13 protein-coding genes are annotated in these 20266 nt (G+C 65.6%); 7 read left to right on the top strand and 6 right to left on the bottom strand.

The window, feature by feature from the left end; translation table 11 throughout:
- Positions 1-43: 43 nt before the first annotated feature.
- Positions 44-1381 (bottom strand): aspartate aminotransferase family protein, encoded by a 1338-nt coding sequence (locus AB7P10_RS08790; protein WP_428293468.1) that lies wholly within the window; start codon positions 1379-1381, stop codon positions 44-46.
- Between the two features lie 125 nt (positions 1382-1506).
- Here AB7P10_RS08790 and purU point away from each other — a divergent pair, with 125 nt between their 5' ends.
- Complete coding sequence (gene purU, locus AB7P10_RS08785; protein WP_428293467.1) at positions 1507-2355, top strand: formyltetrahydrofolate deformylase; 849 nt, start codon at positions 1507-1509, stop codon at positions 2353-2355.
- Positions 2352-3221 (top strand): LysR substrate-binding domain-containing protein, encoded by an 870-nt coding sequence (locus tag AB7P10_RS08780; RefSeq protein WP_428293466.1) that lies wholly within the window; start codon positions 2352-2354, stop codon positions 3219-3221. The genes purU and AB7P10_RS08780 overlap by 4 nt, the downstream gene beginning before the upstream one ends.
- A 6-nt stretch (positions 3222-3227) precedes the next feature.
- Here the strand turns inward: AB7P10_RS08780 and AB7P10_RS08775 are convergent, their stop codons facing one another.
- The gene (locus AB7P10_RS08775) at positions 3228-3650 is read right to left on the bottom strand and encodes an Hsp20/alpha crystallin family protein (RefSeq protein ID WP_428293465.1); all 423 of its coding nucleotides are present in this window, start codon (positions 3648-3650) and stop codon (positions 3228-3230) included.
- 206 nt (positions 3651-3856) lie between these two features.
- Between AB7P10_RS08775 and AB7P10_RS08770 the strand changes: the two genes are divergently transcribed.
- From AB7P10_RS08770 to AB7P10_RS08760, 3 genes are read left to right on the top strand one after another with little or no spacing between them, the layout of a single operon-like run.
- Complete coding sequence (locus tag AB7P10_RS08770) at positions 3857-5359, top strand: FAD-linked oxidase C-terminal domain-containing protein (protein WP_428293464.1); 1503 nt, start codon at positions 3857-3859, stop codon at positions 5357-5359.
- Positions 5360-5410: 51 nt separating this feature from the next.
- Complete coding sequence (locus tag AB7P10_RS08765; RefSeq protein ID WP_428293463.1) at positions 5411-9274, top strand: PAS domain-containing sensor histidine kinase; 3864 nt, start codon at positions 5411-5413, stop codon at positions 9272-9274.
- Complete coding sequence (locus AB7P10_RS08760; RefSeq protein ID WP_297657364.1) at positions 9271-9756, top strand: response regulator; 486 nt, start codon at positions 9271-9273, stop codon at positions 9754-9756. Before AB7P10_RS08765 ends, AB7P10_RS08760 begins: the two co-directional genes overlap by 4 nt.
- Before the next feature lie 25 nt (positions 9757-9781).
- Here AB7P10_RS08760 and AB7P10_RS08755 read toward each other — a convergent pair whose 3' ends face one another.
- On the bottom strand, positions 9782-11611 hold the full coding sequence (locus AB7P10_RS08755; protein ID WP_428293462.1) for a carboxyl transferase domain-containing protein: 1830 nt from the start codon (positions 11609-11611) through the stop codon (positions 9782-9784).
- Between the two features lie 93 nt (positions 11612-11704).
- A complete protein-coding gene (locus tag AB7P10_RS08750) occupies positions 11705-12007 on the bottom strand; it encodes an RNA recognition motif domain-containing protein (RefSeq protein WP_297657361.1) in 303 nt (100 codons plus the stop codon).
- A gap of 266 nt (positions 12008-12273) precedes the next feature.
- Here AB7P10_RS08750 and AB7P10_RS08745 point away from each other — a divergent pair, with 266 nt between their 5' ends.
- Entirely contained in the window at positions 12274-15210 is a 2937-nt protein-coding gene (locus tag AB7P10_RS08745; RefSeq protein ID WP_428293461.1) for a sensor domain-containing protein, read from the top strand.
- Between the two features lie 34 nt (positions 15211-15244).
- Here AB7P10_RS08745 and AB7P10_RS08740 read toward each other — a convergent pair whose 3' ends face one another.
- Both AB7P10_RS08740 and AB7P10_RS08735 read right to left on the bottom strand, forming a co-directional pair.
- A complete protein-coding gene (locus AB7P10_RS08740) occupies positions 15245-16615 on the bottom strand; it encodes a glutamine synthetase family protein (RefSeq protein WP_428293460.1) in 1371 nt (456 codons plus the stop codon).
- A gap of 84 nt (positions 16616-16699) precedes the next feature.
- Entirely contained in the window at positions 16700-19675 is a 2976-nt protein-coding gene (locus AB7P10_RS08735) for an L-glutamate gamma-semialdehyde dehydrogenase (RefSeq protein ID WP_428293459.1), read from the bottom strand.
- Positions 19676-19779: 104 nt separating this feature from the next.
- Between AB7P10_RS08735 and AB7P10_RS08730 the strand changes: the two genes are divergently transcribed.
- Positions 19780-20253, top strand: a complete 474-nt coding sequence (locus AB7P10_RS08730) for an Lrp/AsnC ligand binding domain-containing protein (protein WP_428293458.1) — start codon at positions 19780-19782, stop codon at positions 20251-20253.
- The last annotated feature ends 13 nt before the right edge of the window (positions 20254-20266 follow it).

The following is a 20266-nucleotide window of genomic DNA, read 5'->3' as shown; positions in this document are numbered from 1 at the left end:
CCAGGGACACCTGCAAGGGAAGCCGCGTCTGCGGCGCAGGGAGTCACACCCTCTTGATCGCGTCCGCCAACGTGCCCACCATGGTCTCGATCTGTGCGCGCTCGACGATGTAGGGAGGCGCAAACACCAGGTTGTCGCCCGCATTGCGGACCAGTACGCCCCGGTGGTAGCAGTCCATGAACACGTCGAAAGCGCGTTTGCCCGGCAAGCCCGGCAGCGGCGCGAGCTCCACCGCCGCGGCCAGCCCCAGGCTGCGGATGCCGATGACGTTGGGCAGTCCCTTGAGCGCGGAATGCATGGCGTCGCCCAGCACCGGGCCCATTTCGCCGGCACGTTCGAACAGCTTCTCCTCGCGGAACAAGTCCAGCGTGGCGATGGCGGCCGCGCAGGCCACCGGATGACCGGAATAGGTGTAGCCGTGGAAGAACTCGATGGCGTGCTCGGGCGCGCTCCCGTGCGCGCCCATCATGGCGTTGTAGATACGGTCGCTGCAGACCACGCCACCCAGTGGAAAAACGCCGTTGGTGACGGCCTTGGCAAAGGTCAGCATGTCGGGCTGCACGCCGTAGTAATCCGATGCAAATGCCTTGCCCAGACGGCCAAAGCCGGTGATGACCTCGTCGAAGATCAGCAGGATGCCGTGCTTGTCGCAGATCTCGCGCAAGCGCTTGAGGTAGCCCTGCGGTGGCACGTACCAGCCCGCGCTGCCCGCCACGGGCTCGACAATCACAGCCGCCACGTTGCTCGGATCGTGCAGCGGCAGGATGCGGTTTTCCAGTTCCAGCAGCGGGTCCTCGTCCCACGCCGGTTCGACGTTGTGCACATAGGCGTGTTTCACCGGGTCGTGGATGAAGCGCAGGTGGTCCACGCGCGGCAGCAGTGCCGCGCCGTACACCTTGCGATTGGCCGGTATGCCACCCACGCTCATGCCACCAAAGCCCACGCCGTGGTAGCCGCGTTCACGGCCGATGAAGACGTTGCGGTGGCCCTCGCCGCGCGCGCGATGGTGGGCCAGCGCCACCTTCAGGGCGGTGTCCGCCGCTTCGCTGCCCGAGTTGCAGAACAGCACCTTGTTCAGATCGCCCGGTGCCATCGCCGCGATCATCTCCGCGGCACGGAATGCCTTGTCGTTGCTCACGCTGAAAGCGGTGCTGTAGTCCAGCGTGTCGAGCTGCTTCTTGATGGCCTCGTTGATGGGTTTTCGGTTGTGGCCGGCGCCCACGCACCACAGGCTGGAAATGCCATCAATCACCTGGCGGCCGTCGTGCGTGGTGAAGTGCATGCCGTCTGCGGCCACGAACACGCGCGGGTCCTTCTGGAAGCTGCGGTTGGGGGTGAAGGGCAACCACTGGTTGTCCATGCGCAGGTCGTTGTAGGCCATGGCGGCGTCTCCTGAGGCGAAAGATCGGAGCCACGATTCTGGCACCGTGATCAGGCCGCAGGGGGCTCCACTGTCGCCCGCGCGGCCAGACCCACCGTGTGCCATGCTGCGACAATGCGCACGCCATGACTCACACCTACGTTCTCACCCTGTCCTGCCAGGATCGCCCCGGCATCGTGCATGCCGTCTCCGGTTTCCTGCTTGAGCACGGCGGCAACATTGAAGAAGCCGCCCAATACAACGACCACGACACCGGCCTGTTTTTCATGCGCGTGCAGTTCGCCTGCGGCCAGCTCACCCAGGACGACCTGCGCCTGCACCTGAAGCTGTTTGCCGAGCCTTTCACCATGCGCTGGAGCCTGCACCCGCTGGCCGAGCCGATGCGCACGGTGATCTTCGTGAGCCGGGAAGGCCACTGCCTGAACGATCTGCTGTTCCGCTGGAAGAGCGGCCTGCTGGCACTGGACATCCGCGCCATCATCAGCAACCACCGCGATTTCTACCAGCTCGCGGCCAGCTACAACGTGCCCTTCCACCACATCCCGGTGACCGCCGCCACGAAGCCGCAGGCGGAAGCGAAACAGCTGGAGATCATCCAGGGCGAAGGCGCCGAACTGGTCGTGCTGGCGCGCTACATGCAGGTGCTCAGCAACGAGCTCTGCCGCGACCTCTCGGGCAAGGCGATCAACATCCACCACAGCTTCCTGCCCAGTTTCAAAGGCGCCAAGCCTTACTACCAGGCACACGACCGTGGCGTGAAACTCATCGGCGCCACAGCCCACTACGTCACGGCCGACCTCGACGAAGGGCCGATCATCGAACAGGACGTGGCGCGCGTGGACCACACCGACGCGGTGGAAGACCTCACCGCGCGAGGCCGCGACACCGAGAGTCAGGTGCTGGCACGCGCCGTGAAATGGCACAGCGAGCACCGCGTGCTGCTCAATGGCCACAAGACCGTCGTCTTCAAATGACCATCCGCATTCCCCCGATCCAGTGCCTGCTGACCTTCGAGGCACTGGCGCGGCTGCGCAGCGTGACGCAGACGGGGGAAGAGCTCAACGTCACCCCCAGCGCGGTCAGCCACCGCGTCAGACAACTCGAACAGATCCTGGGCACCAAGCTGTTCGGCCGCGCTGATTTCTCCCTCACCACCGAGGGCAGCGAGTACCTGGCCCATGTGCGCGAGGGTTTGGGCATCCTGCAGCGGTTTCCCGGCGGCAGCACCACGCCGGGCAAGCGCAAGCTCAAGCTGGCCGTCACTCCAACCTTCGCCCGATCGATCCTGATGCCGCGACTGCGCCAGTTCATCGACGCCTATCCGGAGATCGACCTCACGCTGCAGGTCTCGATCCCGCTGCTCGACGTGGTGGCCGAGGACGCCGACCTCACCGTGCGTTTCGGCACCGGGCGCTACGCGGATGTCGAGCACCTGTGCCTGCTCAAGGACGACGTCACACCGCTGGCCTCTCCGGCGTACATCCGCGAAAACGGCCCTTTCGACAGCGCCGAGGACCTCCAGCGCGCCGCCCTGCTGCGCAGCCCGCTGGAGCCCTGGCGCACGTGGTTCGCGGCCCACGAACTGGATTGGCCCGAGCCCTTCGAAGGTTCGTCCTTCAACGACATCGGGCTCATGTGCGACGCCGCGGCACAGGGCCTCGGCGTGGCGCTGGTGCGCCTGAAGCTCGGCGCGCCATGGATCGAGAACGGCTCCCTGGAGCGCATTTCGGAGCGCAACATCCCCTCACCTCACGCGCACTACCTGTGCTGGCAGGTTGGTGCCATGGAGCGCTGGGAATGCGCAGCGTTTGCCGAGTGGCTCAAGAAGAGCGTGGCCTGAGCACGCTCACTCAATGGCCAGCCGCTGCGAGCCGCCCGCGACCCGTTTGGGCAGGGTGAGCTGCAACACACCGTTCTCGTACCTTGCTCTGGCAGCGCCGTTGTCGACATCAGCCGGCAACTGGAAGCTGCGCGAGACGGCGCCGTAGTAGCGTTCGCTGCGCAGCAGCTTTCCACCCTCGGTCTGGGTATCGCTCTGCTTGACTTCGGCGCGCACGGTCACCAGCTTGCCTTCGACATCGACGTGTATGTCGTCCTTCGAGACCCCCGGCATTTCAGCCTGCAGGGTATAGGCCTCGGGCGTCTCCTTCACATCGACGCGGATCTGCGCCGGCAAGGCCTCACTGTGCAGTGGTTTGACGTAGAAGGCAGGGGCGACATCGTTGAAAAACTCGTCAAGGAAACCGCGGCGGGCAATCAGATGGGTCATGACAAAAGCTCCTGGAATGAAGGAAAAACCCGGAGCGCGACGCGCGCCCCGCATGGGCATCACGTGCTGTCGCGCGGGGGCGATTTCAAGAGCCGCGCCATGCCGTACGTCGCCGCGCTCACACACCGCTGCAAGTTTCTTCACACCGCCGGTCTTGCATTGGCCTAGACTGACGCAGCCCTTGATTCCGCACGCGAAGACCCGACATGAGCGCACCCCCCAAGTCCAGCGAAACCACACCCCTGCGGCGCACCGAGCGACAGGCCGAGGTGGTGCGTGCGCTGCAGGGCGCGGTGCCTGCGCACGCGCTGCTCTGGCAGACCGAGGACACCGTGCCCTACGAGTGCGACGGACTCACCGCATACCGCGAGCGCCCGCTGGTGGTGGCGCTGCCCGAAACCGAGGATCAGGTGGCCGCGGTGCTCAAGACCTGCCACAGCCTGAAGGTGCCCGTGGTGGCGCGTGGCGCGGGCACCGGTCTGTCGGGCGGCGCGATGCCGCATCCGCTGGGCGTGACACTCTCACTGGCGAAGTTCAACCGTGTCGTCGAGATCGACCCGCGCGCGCGCACGGCCGTGGTGCAAGCCGGCGTGCGCAACCTCGCCATTTCCGAGGTGGCCGCGCCATTGGGCCTGTACTACGCCCCCGACCCAAGCAGCCAGATCGCCTGCACCATTGGCGGCAACGTGGCCGAGAACTCCGGCGGCGTGCACTGCCTCAAGTACGGCCTGACGCTGCACAACGTGCTGGCGGTGCGCGGTTTCACCGTGGAGGGCGATCCCATCACCTTTGGCGGCGACGCACTCGACAGCCCCGGCCTGGACCTGCTGCCACTCGTGATCGGCAGCGAAGGCATGCTGGCGGTGACCACCGAAGTCACGGTCAAACTCGTGCCCCGACCGCAACTGGCGCGCTGCATCATGGCCAGCTTCGACGACGTACGCAAGGCCGGTGACGCGGTGGCCGCCGTCATCGCCGCCGGCATCATCCCCGCCGGGCTGGAGATGATGGACAAGCCCATGACGGCCGCGGTGGAGGATTTCGTGCACGCGGGCTATGACCTGAACGCGGAAGCCATCCTGCTTTGCGAGAGTGACGGCACCCCCGAAGAAGTGGCCGAGGAGATCGGCCGCATGAGCGAGGTGCTGCGCGGCTGCGGTGCCACCGCCATCGCCGTCAGCCGCGACGAGGCCGAGCGGCTGCGCTTCTGGAGCGGCCGCAAGAACGCGTTCCCCGCAAGCGGACGCATCAGCCCCGACTACATGTGCATGGATTCGACCATCCCGCGCAAACGCCTGGCCGACATCCTGCTGGCCATCCAGGCCATGGAAAAGAAGTATGGGTTGCGCTGCGCGAACGTGTTCCACGCGGGCGATGGCAACCTGCATCCGCTGATCCTGTTCGACGCCAACGATGCCGACCAGTTGCATCGGTGCGAACAGTTCGGCGCCGACATCCTCGAGACCAGCGTGGCCATGGGTGGCACGGTCACCGGCGAACACGGCGTGGGAGTGGAGAAGCTCAACAGCATGTGCGTGCAGTTCTCAGCGGAGGAGAACACACAGATGTTTGGCGTGAAGCAGGCGTTTGATACCAATGCGCTACTCAATCCGGGCAAGGTCATCCCCACGCTGCAACGTTGTGCTGAGTATGGTCGGATGCTGGTGCGAGCGGGCAGGATGGCACACCCGGAACTGTCCCGTTTCTGACTGTCAAATATCACGCTTGCCCGCGGGCCTGCTGGGGTACATTTGTGCCGGATGAGCTCCCTCTTTCCGTCCCAGGACCGGCGCCCTGACGCCCACAGGCCCGAGAAGGCGGCTCAGGAGCGGGAGCGCGCGCTGCTGCTGGAACTGGAGACGCTGCGCGCGGAGAACGAGCACCTGCGTCGCAGCTATGCGCAGCGCCTCAGCGGCCAGGACACCCTCGGGGCGGCCGAGGCGCACCCATTCCAGGCACGGCTCCCTCTCGAACTGAAGGCCACGCTTGACAATCCGCCAGGGCTGCCTTCCCAGAATGCCCAGCTGGAATACGAAGCATTGTTCGCTGCGATGGCCAGCGTGTTCCCGATTGGTGTTTTTCGCACCGACCACGCGGGCGTGCTCACCCATGTGGACGAACAGCTGCAAGCCATATTTGCCCTGGAGCGGGAGGACTTTCCCAACTTCGGCTGGCTCAACCGAGTGCACCCCGATGACCTTGAGCGCGTGCAGCAACACTGGGTGCGCGGCATTTCCACGGGCGAGAGCCTGAGCATCGAGTTTCGCCTGGTGCGCCCGGGCAACGAAATCGTGCATGTGCTGGTGCGCAACGCGGCCTTGCGCGATGCCCATGGCGCCATCACCAGCCAGCTTGGCTTCATGCAGGACATCACCGCGATGCGCTCGCTGGAGGCCGACGCGCGCATCAAGGACGAACTCAACCGGCAGATCATCGCAAGCAGTCCGGACTGCACCAAGGTGCTGGATTTGCAAGGCCGCGTGGTACAGATGACCGCGCAGGGGTGCAGGCTGGTCGAGGTGGACGACTTCGACGAGGTGCGCAACAGCGACTGGACCACCTGGTGGCCCGATGACGGCGCCCTGCTGTCGCGCGAGGCACTGGAGAGCGCGCGCCAGGGCAAGAGCGCGCGCTTCGTGGCGTTCGGCAACACCTTCAAGGGCACGCCGAAGTGGTGGGACACCATGGTCACGCCCATCAGCGATTCGCAGGGCCACCCCGTCATGCTTCTGGCGGTCTCGCGCGACATCACCGCCCTGCACCAGCAACAGGAAGAGATTCAGCGATTCAATGCCGAACTGGAAGACCGGGTGCGGCAACGCACGGACGAACTCGCCGAGGCCAAGGAGCGCGTGGCCCTGGCCCTGCGCGACGCCCAGACCCTCTACAACCAGGCCCCCTGCGGTTACCACTCCGTCGACGCCAACGGCGTGTTCGTGCTGATGAACCGCACCGAACTGGAGTGGCTGGGTTACGACCGCAGCGAGGTGATCGGCCAGATGCGCTTTCGCGACATCGTCACACCCGACCAGGCGGGCGCTGCCCTCGAGCGACTGGAACGCATGGTGCGGGGCGAGAAGATCGAAGCGGCGGAATTCACCATCCGGCGACGCGACGGCAGCACGTTCCTGGCCCTGCTGAGCAGTACAGCCGTCCAGGACAACCAGGGCCGGTTCGTTCGCACCAACAACACCGTTGTCGACATCACCGATCGCAAGGCCGCCGAGAACGCGTTGGCGGCCCAGCGCAACTTTCTGCAGACCATCACGAACAGCGTGCCGGTGCAGCTTGCCTTCTTCGACCGCGACCTGATCTGCCGCTTCGCCAACGCCAGCTACGCGCGCTGGACACGAGGCGACACTGAGCAGATGGTGGGTCTTCACCTGAGCCAGATCGCGCGCCCACAGGACTTTGAAAGCGCACGACTGTCGCTGGCGGCCGCGCTGTCGGGCGAGATCCAGCGCTTTGAGGGCGAGCGCGCCTTCCCGGACGGCCACCGCTTCTACGCAAGCATCGAGTACACGCCCTACTGGGAAGCAGGCCAGGTCCAGGGCATCATCATCCAGATGATCGATATCTCGGACCGCAAGGCATCCGAGGACCAGGTCCGCGAGGCCAATCTGCAGCTCAACGACGCGCTGATGCAGGCCCAGGCCCTCTACAACCAGGCGCCTTGTGGCTACCACTCGCTCGACATCGATGGCAACTATGTGTCCATCAACGACACCGAACTCGAATGGCTGGGCTATTCCCGCGAAGAGGTGGTCGGCAAGAAGAATTTCCGCGACTTCATGCTGCCCAACCAGAGTGACCTGCTCGAGAACCGGATGCAGCAGATGCTCAAGGATGACGCTCTGGATGCGGTGGAGTACGGTTTGCGCCGACGCGATGGCAGCACCTTCCACGCGCTGCTGTCCTCGTCGGCGGTGCGCGACGCCGAAGGCCGGTTCTTGCGCAGCAACACCACGCTGGTCGACATCACGCGGCGCAAGGCCGCCGAGACCGCCTTGCGCAACAACCAGCGCTTCATGCAGACCATCACCGATCACGTGCCGGGTCTGATCGCCTATCTGGATGCGGGCTTGCATTTCCGCTTCGCGAATGCCGAGCATCTGCGTGTTTACGGCATGGATCCGCAGCTCGTCATAGGCCAGCACATCGGGCAATGCGTGCGCGCCGACGTGTGGGCCGATATCGCACCGCGCATGCAGGCCGCACTGGACGGGCAGCCTCAGCACTTCGAAACCTGGCGGCCAACGGTGGACGGACAGGAAATCTACGTCAGCGCCAACTACCTCCCCGATTTCAATGAGGACGGGATCGTGCAGGGCCTGTTCGTCCAGATCATCGACATCACGGAGCGAAAGCGCATCGAGGAGCGCGTGGTGCACCTGAACGAAGAGCTGGAACAACGCATCAGCGAACGCTCGGCCGAGCTGCTGGAGAGCGAGCAGCGCTTCCGTCTGATGGTGGACAACCTGCGTGACTACTGCATCTTCTTCATGGATGCGGAAGGCACCATCACCGACTGGACAGACAGCGCCCAGCGCATGGACGGCTACTCGCCCACGCAAATGCTGGGGCGTCACTACGGCGTGCTGTTCGACCCGATCAATCCGGAGCACGGCAAGGTCAGCGCCAATCAGATGCTGCGGCTGGCGGCTTCCCGCGGCCAGCACGAACTGCACAACTGGCACACCCGCAAGGACGGGTCACAGTACTGGTCCCACTCAGTGCTGATCGCTCTGCGCGACGACGCGGGCGAGCTCATGGGCTTTGCCAAGATCAACCGCGACATGACCGACGCGAAGCGGCTCGACGACCTGATGCGCAACATCAACGACGAGCTGGAAAACCGCGTGGTGGAACGCACCGAGCAATTGCTCGCCGCCAACAAGGATCTGGAATCCTTCTCCTACTCGGTCTCGCACGACCTGCGATCGCCCCTGCGTCACATCTCCAGCTTCGTCAGCCTCCTGGAAGAACACCTGGGCGGCAACTGTGACGAGGTGAGCGCCCGCTACCTGGGGACCATCGGCAACTCGGCGCGACACATGAGCCAACTCATCGACGGCTTGCTGGCCTTCTCGCGACTGGGCCGCTCGGCCGTGAACCTCACCGCCGTGGACTTCACGCTGCTGGTGGATGCGGTCGTCAGCCAGATCGGGCACGACACCGAGGGGCGGGTAGTGGATTGGGTGGTTGCCCCCGACCTGCCGGTGGTCCAGGGCGACGCGCTGTTGCTGCGCGAAGTCTGGGCCAATCTGTTGGGCAACGCCTACAAATACACCCGCCCGCGTGAAAGAACGCGCATCGAAGTGGGCTGGAGCGTGGATCCCGTGGTGGGCTACACCTTCTTTGTTCGTGACAATGGTGTGGGTTTTGACACAAAATACGCCCAGAAACTGTTTGGCGTTTTCCAACGCCTGCATCGGGCCTCGGAGTTTGAAGGCACTGGCATCGGCCTGGCACTCACGCGGCGCATCATCGAGCGACACGGTGGCACCATCTGGGCTGAAAGTCAGCTCGGAGAGGGCAGTGTGTTCTATTTTTCGCTACCTTTTGAAGGCGCGCACGGGCTTGAATCTCCCACAGATTCCATGCCAGCCGCCCTGGAACCATGAGCAAAAACGCCGACGCCATCCTTCTCGTCGAGGACAATCCGGACGATGCCGAACTGACCAAACTGGCACTGGCGCGTCATGGCTTGGACGGGCGGGTGACGCACGTATCCGATGGCATGCAGGCGCTGGACTACCTGCACCGGCGCAACAGCTTCACCAACCGCTCGGGCAGCAACCCCATGCTGGTGCTGCTGGACCTGAAAATGCCGCTGCTCGACGGCATCGGCGTGCTCAAGGAAATCAAGGGCTCCGACAACCTGCACCACATCCCCGTGGTGGTGCTGACGTCCTCCACCGAACCCAGCGATCTGCTGCGCGCCTACGACGCCGGCACCAACGCCTACATCGCCAAGCCCACCGAGTTTTCGCAGTTCCTCAGTGCCATGAAGCACGTGTGCGAGTTCTGGATCAACATCAACCAGACCGCGCCGCAACTGCCCAGCGCGGGTGTGCGCACCACCGGTTTCGGCGACCTGATGTAAGGCAAGGGCACAAGGCCCGCAGGCCTCACCAGGTGTCGATGAAGCGCCCCGTGCGGGGGGCGGACACCTGGACACTCGCCAGCCCCTTGATCAACCAGTCGCGCGTGAGCGCCGGATCGATCACCGCGTCGATCTCCAGCGTGCTGGCCATCTGCACCGCCGAACCGTTCGCGTACTGCTGCGCCAGCAGGCGCTCGAACAGCGCGACGCGCTGTGGCCCTTCGGGCAATACCTCCAGTTCCTTGCGGTAGCCGAGTCGCACCGCCCCCTCAAGCCCCATTGCGCCAAACTCGGCCGTCGGCCAGGCGATCGTGAAAACCGGCGCATGAAAGCCGCCCGCGGCCATGCCCATGGCACCCAGACCGTACCCCTTGCGCAGGACGACGCAGAAAACCGGCACCCGCAGATCAGCCGCCACCACGAAGAGGCGACTGACGTGGCGCACCTGGGCGCGGGATTCCATCTCGGGCCCCACCATGAAACCAGGCGTGTCCACCAATGTGACAACGGGCAATCCATGGGCGTTGCACAGCTGCATGAAGCGCGCCGCCTTGTCGGCGGCATCGGCGTCGACCGCACCTCCCAGGTGCAGGGGGTTGTTGGCCAGGAGCCCCACCGGACGGCCTCCGATGCGCCCCAAAGCGGTGTGGATGCCGATGCCAAAACCGGTGCGCAGCGGCAAGAGGCTTTCCGCATCGACCAGCCCGTTCATGACCATCATCGTGTCGTATGCGCGCAGCCGGTTCTCGGGCACCACGTCGCGCAGCGTCAGGGCGTCGGGAGCGCGCCATTCAGAAACGCGCCCCTGAAAGAATGAAAGGTAGTGCTGCGCGGCGGCCACCGCTTGCGCCTCGTCGTCCACCAGCACGTCGATCACGCCATTGGCGTGCTGAACCGCGCTCGGCCCGATCTCTTCGGGTCGATACACGCCCAAGCCACCGCCCTCCACCATGGCGGGTCCCCCCATGCCGATGTTGCTGCCCCGGGTGGCAATCACCACATCGCTGCAGCCCAGCAGCGCCGCGTTGCCGGCGAAGCAGCGGCCGCTGGCGATGCCGACCACCGGCACCTGGCCGGAGAGGCGCGCGAAGGCTGCAAACGTGCCCACATGCAGACCAGCGATGATCGGCATGTCGGTGTCGCCGGGTCTGCCCCCGCCGCCTTCTGCAAACAGCACCACAGGCAAGCGCTGCTCCAGCGCAATGCCAAGCAGACGGTCGGTCTTCTGGTGGTTGCGCATACCCTGCGTGCCTGCGAGCACCGTGGCATCGTAGGCCATGACCACCGCGCGCGCGCGTTCGGCGCCAAAGAGCGCGCCATTGACCGACCCGATGCCGGTCACCATGCCGTCGGCCGGGGTGTTGGCGATGAGGTCTTCTTCGCTGCGGCGGCTCCGCTGCGCAGCCACCGCAAGCGCACCGTACTCAAGAAAGCTGTCCTTGTCGCACAGGTCGGCAATGTTCTCTCGAGCGGTGCGCTGGCCCAGCGCATGACGCCGAGCCACAGCTTCGGGCCGGGCGGCATCCTGGACGCGGGCCTCACGCTCGAGCAGCCGCTTCAGATCGCCGCGGTGGACATTCGCTGATGCGGCGAGGTCATCGGGCCGCGTCGTTGCGGCGGGCTGAATATCGCTCTCGCGCAAGGATTCCGCACGCAGGAGCGCATCGCCAGCTTGCACAGTTTCGCCCTCCCCGAAGAACAGCTCGAGGACACGGGCAGGCGCATCGGCGCGCAACTCGTGCTCCATCTTCATGGCTTCCAGGATGACCAGCGGGTCGCCTGGGCGCACGGTATCGCCGGGCGCGATCAGCCATTGCACGATCTGGGCGGCGAGCGGGGAGCGAAGGGCGTTCATGCACTGATTCTGCGCGGCGCACTGGCGCATGCAGGTCAATCGGGAGACACGGGGGGAAAGGCATGCTGCGCCGCTCGCGCAGCGCGGAAACGATCAGTAAATGTCGGAGTCGGCCCACTGCGACGATGGGCCGTCCTCTGCCGTCACCGGCACATTGAGGTTGAGCACAAACACCACTTCACCGCCAAAACGGCCCACGCCCAGGCTTTTCATGAGCTGCTGCTCCTGCTCGGGCCGCTCCATCCGCAGGAAGCAGATCGCCTGCTTCGTGCCTTCGTGCATGGCCGTGAGAATGTCCAGCCGCGTGATGCGGCCAAATTCGCTGCACAGCTGATGCAGTGCGGTCTTCAGACTGGAAACGTCACTGTATTGCCTGAGTTCTGCGAGAGTGCTCACAATCAACCCCTTTGTGTATTCGGTCTGGCGGTGGCGATGCACTGGCGCGGGGGCTCTGCCTGAACAGGCAGCACGTGGCATCGACGATGGACTATGTTAGAACACAAGGAACAAAAACAAACAAATTTGTTACAAATACCCAATCTGGCGGCACACGGCGTGCAGAAGTTCACACACCGTTTGCCAGCATAGGACTTGTTCATGTGAGGCAGATGACAGGGGCTCTGTATGCTGGACCCCCGAACGAATCGATCCACACCAACTCCATGCGCCCCGGCCAAGACAAGCTACTTCCCTCCGTCGCCGACTTCGGCACCGAGCGCGCTGGTGTGCCGCCTTCGCGAGACGAGCTGGACCGGTTGGCCGAGATGGCGGCTCGGTTGCAGGACGTTGAGGCAACCCTGCTGATAGATGCATCGCGCTCCCCGCCTGAGGTGCTCGGCCAGCACGGACTGACTGCGGCCGATGTGGTCGCGGTCATTGAGACTTTCGCAAGCTGTGTGGAACAACCCACCCTGGAAGCCTGGTTGCCCGAAGCACGCCGCGGCGCCATCTCTTTTCGGTACGGCCACTGGCTGCCTCTGCCGGTTGTCGTAGGCCCGGCGGGCGCGGCCCTGCTGCTGCTGGATCGGCGCCGACGCGAGCGCCCTGCACCGGGCTCGCCAGTGTTGCAATCGCTGGCACAGCACGCAGGTGACATGCTCTCGCTGGTGCGGCGCTGCGAGCAAAGCGAGCAATACAACGCCACCATGCTGCGCGAGAGCGAGAGCCGCCTCAACCTGACCGAACACACTGCGGGTGCCGGCAGTTGGTCGCTGCAGTTGTCCACCCGCGAGGTGGTGCACTCGGACGAATTCGCCACCATCCTCGGTCTGGCTGACCACCACCATGTCCGCAACCTCGAGGACATGGTGCAGCGCTACACGCCCGAGTGGCGCAACGGCATCCGCCAGCGCCTGGAGCGCTGCGCGCAGCATGGGGAAAGTTTCGACGAGGAGATCCAGATCACGTCCGAGGAGGGTCCGCCGAAATGGGTGCGCACCGTGGGCACCGCCGTGCGCCGTGCCAATGGCGAGATCGTGCGCATCCAGGGAGCGATCCAGGACATATCGGCGCAGAAGCAGGCGCAGCAAGACACCCTGCGACTGGCCATGCGCCTGACCACCACGCTGGCCAGCATCACCGAGGCTTTCGTGACGCTGGACCGGCAGTGCTGCTTCACCTACCTGAATCAGGAAAGCGAGCGCCTGTTGCAGAAATCCACCGCCGAGCTGCTCGGCCTGGAAGTCTGGCAAGACTTCAGCCCTGGCCTGGCGCAGCGTCTCAAGGAACAGTTGACCCGGTCGCTCAATACCAACCGCCGCGTCGAGCTGGAAGACTTCTTTCCCACGCTGGGCAAATGGCTGGAGGTGCGTGCCTACCCGTTTGCCGAAGGCCTGGCGGTGTATTTCCGGGACGTGACCGAGCGGCGCCGCTCGCAGGAACAGCTGATGCTGCTGGAGACCAGTGTGTCGCGGCTCAATGACATCGTGGCGATCGCCGAGACCGGCGCCAGCAACGACCAGGAGCCTCGCATCGTTTTCGTGAACGATGCCTTCGAGCAGCACACGGGCTACAGCCGAGCCGAGGTGCTGGGGCAGACGCCGCGCATGCTGCTTGAACTCGACCCGGCCATTGCCAAGTTGCGCGAGCTCGCGAACAACCTGCAGCAGTCGCGGCAGGCCCGCACCGAGCTGATGGTCCGGCGCAAGAACGGCGCCATGTTCTGGGTCGAGCTGGAGGTGGTGTCGGTTCAGGCCACCGCCGAGGACATCACGCACTGGGTGGCGGTCGGCCGCGACATCACGCAGCGCAAGACCGCCGAGGACATGATCCGCCACCTCGCGTTCTACGACGCGCTCACGGATCTGCCGAACCGCCAGTTGCTGCTGGATCGCCTGCAGCAGGCCCTGGCCGCGAGCGCGCGATCGGGTCAGCACGGCGCGCTGATGTTCATCGATCTGGACAATTTCAAGATCCTCAACGACACGCTGGGCCACCACATGGGCGACCAGCTGCTGCAGAAGGTGGCCCAGCGCCTGACGCGCAGCGTGCGCAAGACGGATATGGTGGCGCGCCTGGGCGGCGACGAGTTCGTGGTGATGGTCGACGACCTCAGCACCGACCCCGACGCCGCGGCCTTCAAGGCTACGGCCCTGGCCGAGAAGGTCCTCAACACCTTGCGCGAACCCTTCCAGCTCACCGGCCACCAGCACTTCGCCACGCCCAGCATCGGCGTGACTTCGTTCAATGGCCAACAGAGCGACGTGGGCGAGTTGCTCAAGCAGGCCGACCTCGCGATGTACCAGGCCAAGTCGCTGGGGCGCAACACCCTGTGCTTCTTCGACCCGGGCATGCAAGCCACCGTGAGCGCCAACGCCACCGTCAGCTCAGACCTGCGCGTCGCGCTCAGTGAGCAGCAGTTCGTGGTGCACTACCAGCCGCAGGTGGATCGCGTGGGCATCATCACCGGTGTCGAGGCACTGGTCCGCTGGCAACACCCGCAGCGCGGTCTGATCTTTCCAGCCGACTTCATTCCCGTGGCCGAAGACACCGGCCTGATTCTGCCGCTGGGCCAGTGGGTGCTGGAAACCGCTTGCGAGCAGTTGGCCGCCTGGGCGGGCAGCGCGCAGACCGCGAGCCTGAGCATCGCGGTGAACGTGAGCGTGCGCCAGTTCCGCCACCCCGACTTCGTCGACATGGTGATGGCCGCGATCCAGCGCACCGGCATCCGCCCGCACAAGCTCAAGCTGGAACTCACCGAAAGCCTGCTGGCCGACCGCATGGAAATCACCATCAACAAGATGGGCATGCTCAAGGCACTGGGGGTTACGCTCTCGCTGGACGATTTCGGTGTGGGCTACTCCTCGCTCTCGGTGCTCAAGCGCCTGCCGCTGGACCAGCTCAAGATCGACAAGGGCTTCGTGGCCGACGTGCTGACCGATCCGAACGACGCGGCCATCTCGCGCGCCATCATTGCACTGGCACAGAGCTTGAGCCTGCAGGTCGTGGCCGAAGGCGTGGAGACGCAGGAGCAGCGCGACTTCCTGGCCTACCAGGGCTGCGACCAGTTCCAGGGTCACCTGTTTGCCAAGCCGCTGCCCATCGAAGCGCTCGCCGCCCTGCTGCAGAACCCGACGGCCGGGATGCTGGTGATGTCCTGACAGTCCCCCTGCTCTGCCTCCGGGGGAGGCGCTCTCAGACGTGCAGCAGCAGAAAGCGCCGCTCCCAGGGACTGATCACGTCGAAGTACTCCCGGTACTCGGTTTCCTTGATGGCGCTATAGGTCTGGATGAAATGCTCGCCGAACAGCTCGACCAGCGGCGCGCAGGCCATGAGTTTTTCCACCGCATCGTCGAGGTGCCGGGGCAACTGGTGCGGTTGTTCGTAGGCGCTGCCCGTGAGCGGCTCACCCGGCTTGATACCCTGCTTCATGCCCAGATAGCCGCAGGCCAGGCTGGCCGCGATCGCCAGATAGGGGTTGACGTCCACGCCCGCCAGGCGGTTTTCGACCCGCCGGTCCTGCGGGCCGGAGTGCGGCACGCGCAGGCCACAGGTGCGGTTGTCAAAACCCCAGCTCAGATTGATGGGGGCCGAGGTGAAGCGTGAGAGGCGCCGGTACGAATTCACGTAGGGTGCGAAGAACGCTGTTGCGGCTGGCAGGTAGGTCTGTAAACCACCGATGTAGTGGAAGAACGCATCGGAGGGCTCACCGTCGGCACGGCTGAAGATGTTGCGCGCCCCGTCGAGTCCCACCACGCTCTGGTGAATGTGCATGGCGCTGCCGGGCTGGCCCTGCATGGGTTTGGCCATGAAGGTGGCGTACATCTGGTGGCGGATCGCCACCTCGCGGATGGTGCGCTTGAACAGGAACACCTGGTCGGCCAGGGGCAGCGGGTCCCCGTGGTCGAGGTTGATCTCCATCTGGGCCGTGCCCATCTCGTGAATCAGGGTGTCGAGCTGGATGCCCTCGGCCTCGCACCAGTCGTACATGACGTCGAAGATGTCGTCGTACTCATTGATGGCATCCATCGAGAAGCTCTGCATGCCCGCTTCCGTGCGCTTCGTACGACCGACCGGAGGCTTGAGGGGTATGTCCTCGTCGGCTTCGACCTGCACCAGGTAGAACTCCATCTCGGGCGCGACCACCGGTTTCCACCCCTCGTCCGCGTACAGGCGGAGCACGCGGCGCAGCACATTGCGCGGCGACAGGTCCACGTCACGGCCGTCGAACGTGAAGCAGTCGTGGATGATCTGCGCCGTGGGCTCCTTGGCCCATGGCACGGGACGCAGCGTGTTCGGATCGGGCCTCAGCAGCATGTCGGGGTCGGCCACCGAGGTGAAGTCCTTCTCGGGATAGTCGCCGGTGACGGTCATGGCGAGCACCGCCTCGGGCAGGCGCAGGCCCACGGCCGGGTTGTACTTGTGGCGCGGCACGATCTTGCCGCGCGCCTGACCGGCCATGTCGGGGATGATGCACTCCACTTCGGTGATGCGGTGTTCGTCCAGCCATTGCTGGATGCGCCGCGCATCGGGAGATTCCGTGAGAGCGATGGGTCTGTCGGCCATGGTGTGCGTTTCGGACAGTGGAGGTGGGCGCGGATTGCGTCGCGCCACTGTAATCCGTCCGCACCGCTCTGATCGGACCGCTTGCTAGCGTGTGAACAGCGCCACGTTTCCCCCGGCCGCCGTGGTGTTGATGGTCAGAGTCTGCTCGGCGCAGAAGCGCTGCAGGTAGTGTGGCCCACCCGCCTTGGGGCCGGTGCCACTGAGGCCTTCACCGCCGAATGGCTGCACCCCGACCACCGCCCCGATCATGTTGCGGTTCACATAGACATTGCCCACGCGCGCCGCGCCCGCCAGCGCCAGCGCGCGGCTGTCGATGCGGGTCTGGATGCCCAGTGTCAGCCCGTAGCCCAGCGCGTTGATCTGCCGCACGACGGCGAGCGGATCACCCTTCCAGCGCACCACCTGCAGCACGGGGCCGAAGATCTCCTGCGTCACGTCGGCGATCGAACCCACCTCGAACATCTGCGGTGCGATCGGTTGCGGCCAGGTGGCGGCATCAGGCCCTTCGAGCAGCGGTCGTGCCTGGGCGCGCAGGCGCTGCAGGTGCCGCGCAATGCCGTCGAAGGCGTCCGCGTCGATCACGGGTCCCAGATCCGTCGCCAGATCGGCCGGGTCACCCGCCACCAGTTCCCTGGCCGCGCCCTGGATCATCGCGATCACGCCTTCGGCCACCGCCTCGTGCACGCACAGCAGACGCAGTGCCGAACAACGCTGGCCGGCGCTGCGGAATGCGCTCTCCACCACCGCGTCGGCCACCTGCTCGGGCAGGGCCGTGCTGTCAACCAGCATGGCATTGATGCCGCCGGTCTCGGCAATCAGGGGCACGATGGGACCGTCCTGGGCGGCCAGCGCGCGCTGGATGAGCCTGGCGACCTGGGTTGACCCGGTGAACACCACGCCGGCCACGCCGGGTTGTGCCACCAGTGCCGCACCCACGGTCTCGCCCGGGCCATGCAGCAGTTGCAGGACATCCGAGGGCACACCCGCGGCGTGCAGCAGCCGCACCGCTGCCAGCGCGATGGCCGGCGTCTGCTCGGCCGGCTTGGCCAGCACCGTGTTGCCGGTCACCAGCGCGGCGGCCACCTGTCCCGTGAAGATGGCCAGCGGAAAGTTCCAGGGACTGATGCAGACCCAGGCGCCACGGCCTTCGAGCCGAAGGGTGTTGCTCTCGCCGGTGGGACCCGGCAGGACATGTGGCGCCATCACGCGCTCGGCCTCGTTGGCGTAGTAGCGCAGGAAGTCGATCGCCTCGCGCACCTCGGAGACCGCGTCGTTCCAGCCCTTGTGCGCCTCCTTCACCAGCAAGGCGCACAGGCGAGGCATTTGCTTCTGCATCGCGTCGGCGGCGCGGCGCAACGTGGCGGCGCGCTGCGCCACCGGCGTGCGGTGCCAGTCGCCAAAGGCCTGCACGGCCCGCGCCATCGCGGCATCGGCCTCCTGCGCGCGAGCTTCGGGCACGGTGGGCACTTCGAGCGTGGCGTGCGCAGCCAGCAGCCGTTCGCGGTGGGCTGCCACTGCCAGGTCCAGCCCAAGGCTGTTGGGCCGTTCGGGTCCATATAGTTCGGGCGGCAACGGCAGATCAGGCGCACCATCCTGCGGAGCTTCCGTTGCCAACAGCGGCGAGACCAGCAACTCGTCCATGCCCACCGATTCGTCAGCGAGCTGGTGCACAAAGGACGAATTGGCGCCGTTCTCCAGCAGGCGACGCACCAGGTAGGCCAGCAGGTCGCGGTGCGCGCCCACGGGGGCATAGACACGGCAACTCACAGCCGGGTTCTTCAGCACCTCGCGGTAGATGCCCTCGCCCATGCCGTGCAGGCGCTGCAACTCGAACGGTGCGGTTTGTGCCTCGGCCATCTGCAGGATGGCGGCGATCGTGCCCGCGTTGTGCGTCGCAAACTGTGGGTAGATCGCATCGGACGCGTCGAGCAGCGCCCTCGCGCAGGCCAGATAGCTCACGTCGGTGTGGGGCTTGCGGGTGAACACCGGGTACGCCGGCAGCCCCAGTTCCTGCGCCCGCTTGATCTCCGCATCCCAGTAGGCGCCCTTGACCAGCCGGCACATGAACGTCAGCCGGTACCGGCGCGCCAGCGCGGCCACGTGCCCGATGAGCTCGACCGCGCGCGTCTGGTAGGCCTGCAGCGCCAGGCCGAAGCCCTGCCATTGCGGGAACTGCTGCGCCACCCTGGCGGCCAGAGCCTCGAACACCTCGAGCGAGAGTTCGAGCCGGTCCACCTCCTCCGCGTCGATGGTGAGGTTGAGGTTCGCCGCCGCGGCACCTTCGCACAGCAACCACACGCGTGGCACGAGCTCACGCATCACGCGCCCGTGCTGCGCGTCCTCGTAGCGCGGGTGCAGCGCACTGAGCTTGATCGAAATGCCGTCGTTGCCGCTCGGGTGGCGCGCAGGGTCTGCGCCGGCAGCGATGACCGAAATCGCGTTCTGGTAGCTCGCCAGATAACGCAGGGCGTCCTCGTCGGTGCGAGCGCCTTCGCCCAGCATGTCGAAACTGAAGCCCAGCCGCGGCTGGCGCTTGCGCGCTGCGGCGGCCTCCTTCAGGCCCGCCTCGATCGTCTGACCCAGCACGAACTGGCGACCCAGCAACTGCACCGCGCGCAGCGTGGCGGCCACCACCGTCCGGGCGCCGAGCTTGCTCATCAGGCCGGGCTGGCTGTCCGCCTCGGGCAGGAAGTGCTTGGACATCGCGATGGCGGTCGACGACAGGCGCGCCAGGGTCGAATCCGCAGCCCCCTCGAAATCCGCCCGCCCCAGCTGGTCGGCCGTGAGTGCGATGGCGGTCTCCGCGTCCGGCACGCGCAGCAGGGCCTCGGCCAGGCGCATCAGGGCCAGGCCCTCGGCGCTCGAAATCGGGTACTCCTTGAGCAGGCTCTCCATGGCCCAGAATGGCGGCGGATTCTCCCGCACAGCGCGCACCCAGGGCGCGGCCTGTCGCGCGGCAGCGGGCCAGTCTAGCGCGCCGTCCAGCGTGCTCAGGCGCTCGGCGAGCACCCCGGGTTCGGGGCGGTATGGGAAAGGCAGGCGGTCTGCGGCGCGGGGCATGATGGACTCCAGAAGGGCAATGCAGTTGATAATCTGCGTATGTTCCCGCCTGATTGATTGAGTTTTTATCTAAAATTCGTCGGTCAGTCAGATAATCTCTCCCCATGGAAGCCGGCAACAGCGAACTCGACCGCGTGGACCTGAAGATCCTGCGCCTGCTGCAGGCCGATGGCCGCGTCACCAACCTCAAGCTCGCGGAGGCGGTGGCCCTGTCACCCACGGCCGTGCTCGCTCGCACCCAGCGGCTGCAGCGCGACGGCTACATCCTCGGTTTCGAAGCGCGCCTGGACCCGCTCAAGCTCGGGCGGGGAATGCTGGTCTTCGTCGAGGTGCTGCTCGACCGCACCACCCCGAACGTGTTCAACGAATTCAAGGCCGCTGTGCAGGTGCGCGACGAGATCATGGAATGCCACATGGTCGCCGGTGGCTTCGACTACCTGCTCAAGACCCGCATGGCCGACATGGCCGCGTACCGCGACTTCGCCGGCAGGGTGCTGTGGCAACTGCCGGGTGTGCGCGAGACGCGCACCTACGCGGTGATGGAAGAAGTGAAGAACAGTTCGCGACTGCCGTTGTGAGGGCACCGCCCGT

Origin of the sequence: Hydrogenophaga sp., assembly GCF_050182545.1 — a bacterium.
Taxonomy (GTDB): domain Bacteria; phylum Pseudomonadota; class Gammaproteobacteria; order Burkholderiales; family Burkholderiaceae_C; genus Hydrogenophaga.
This window is presented reverse-complemented; position numbering and strand designations above follow the sequence as displayed.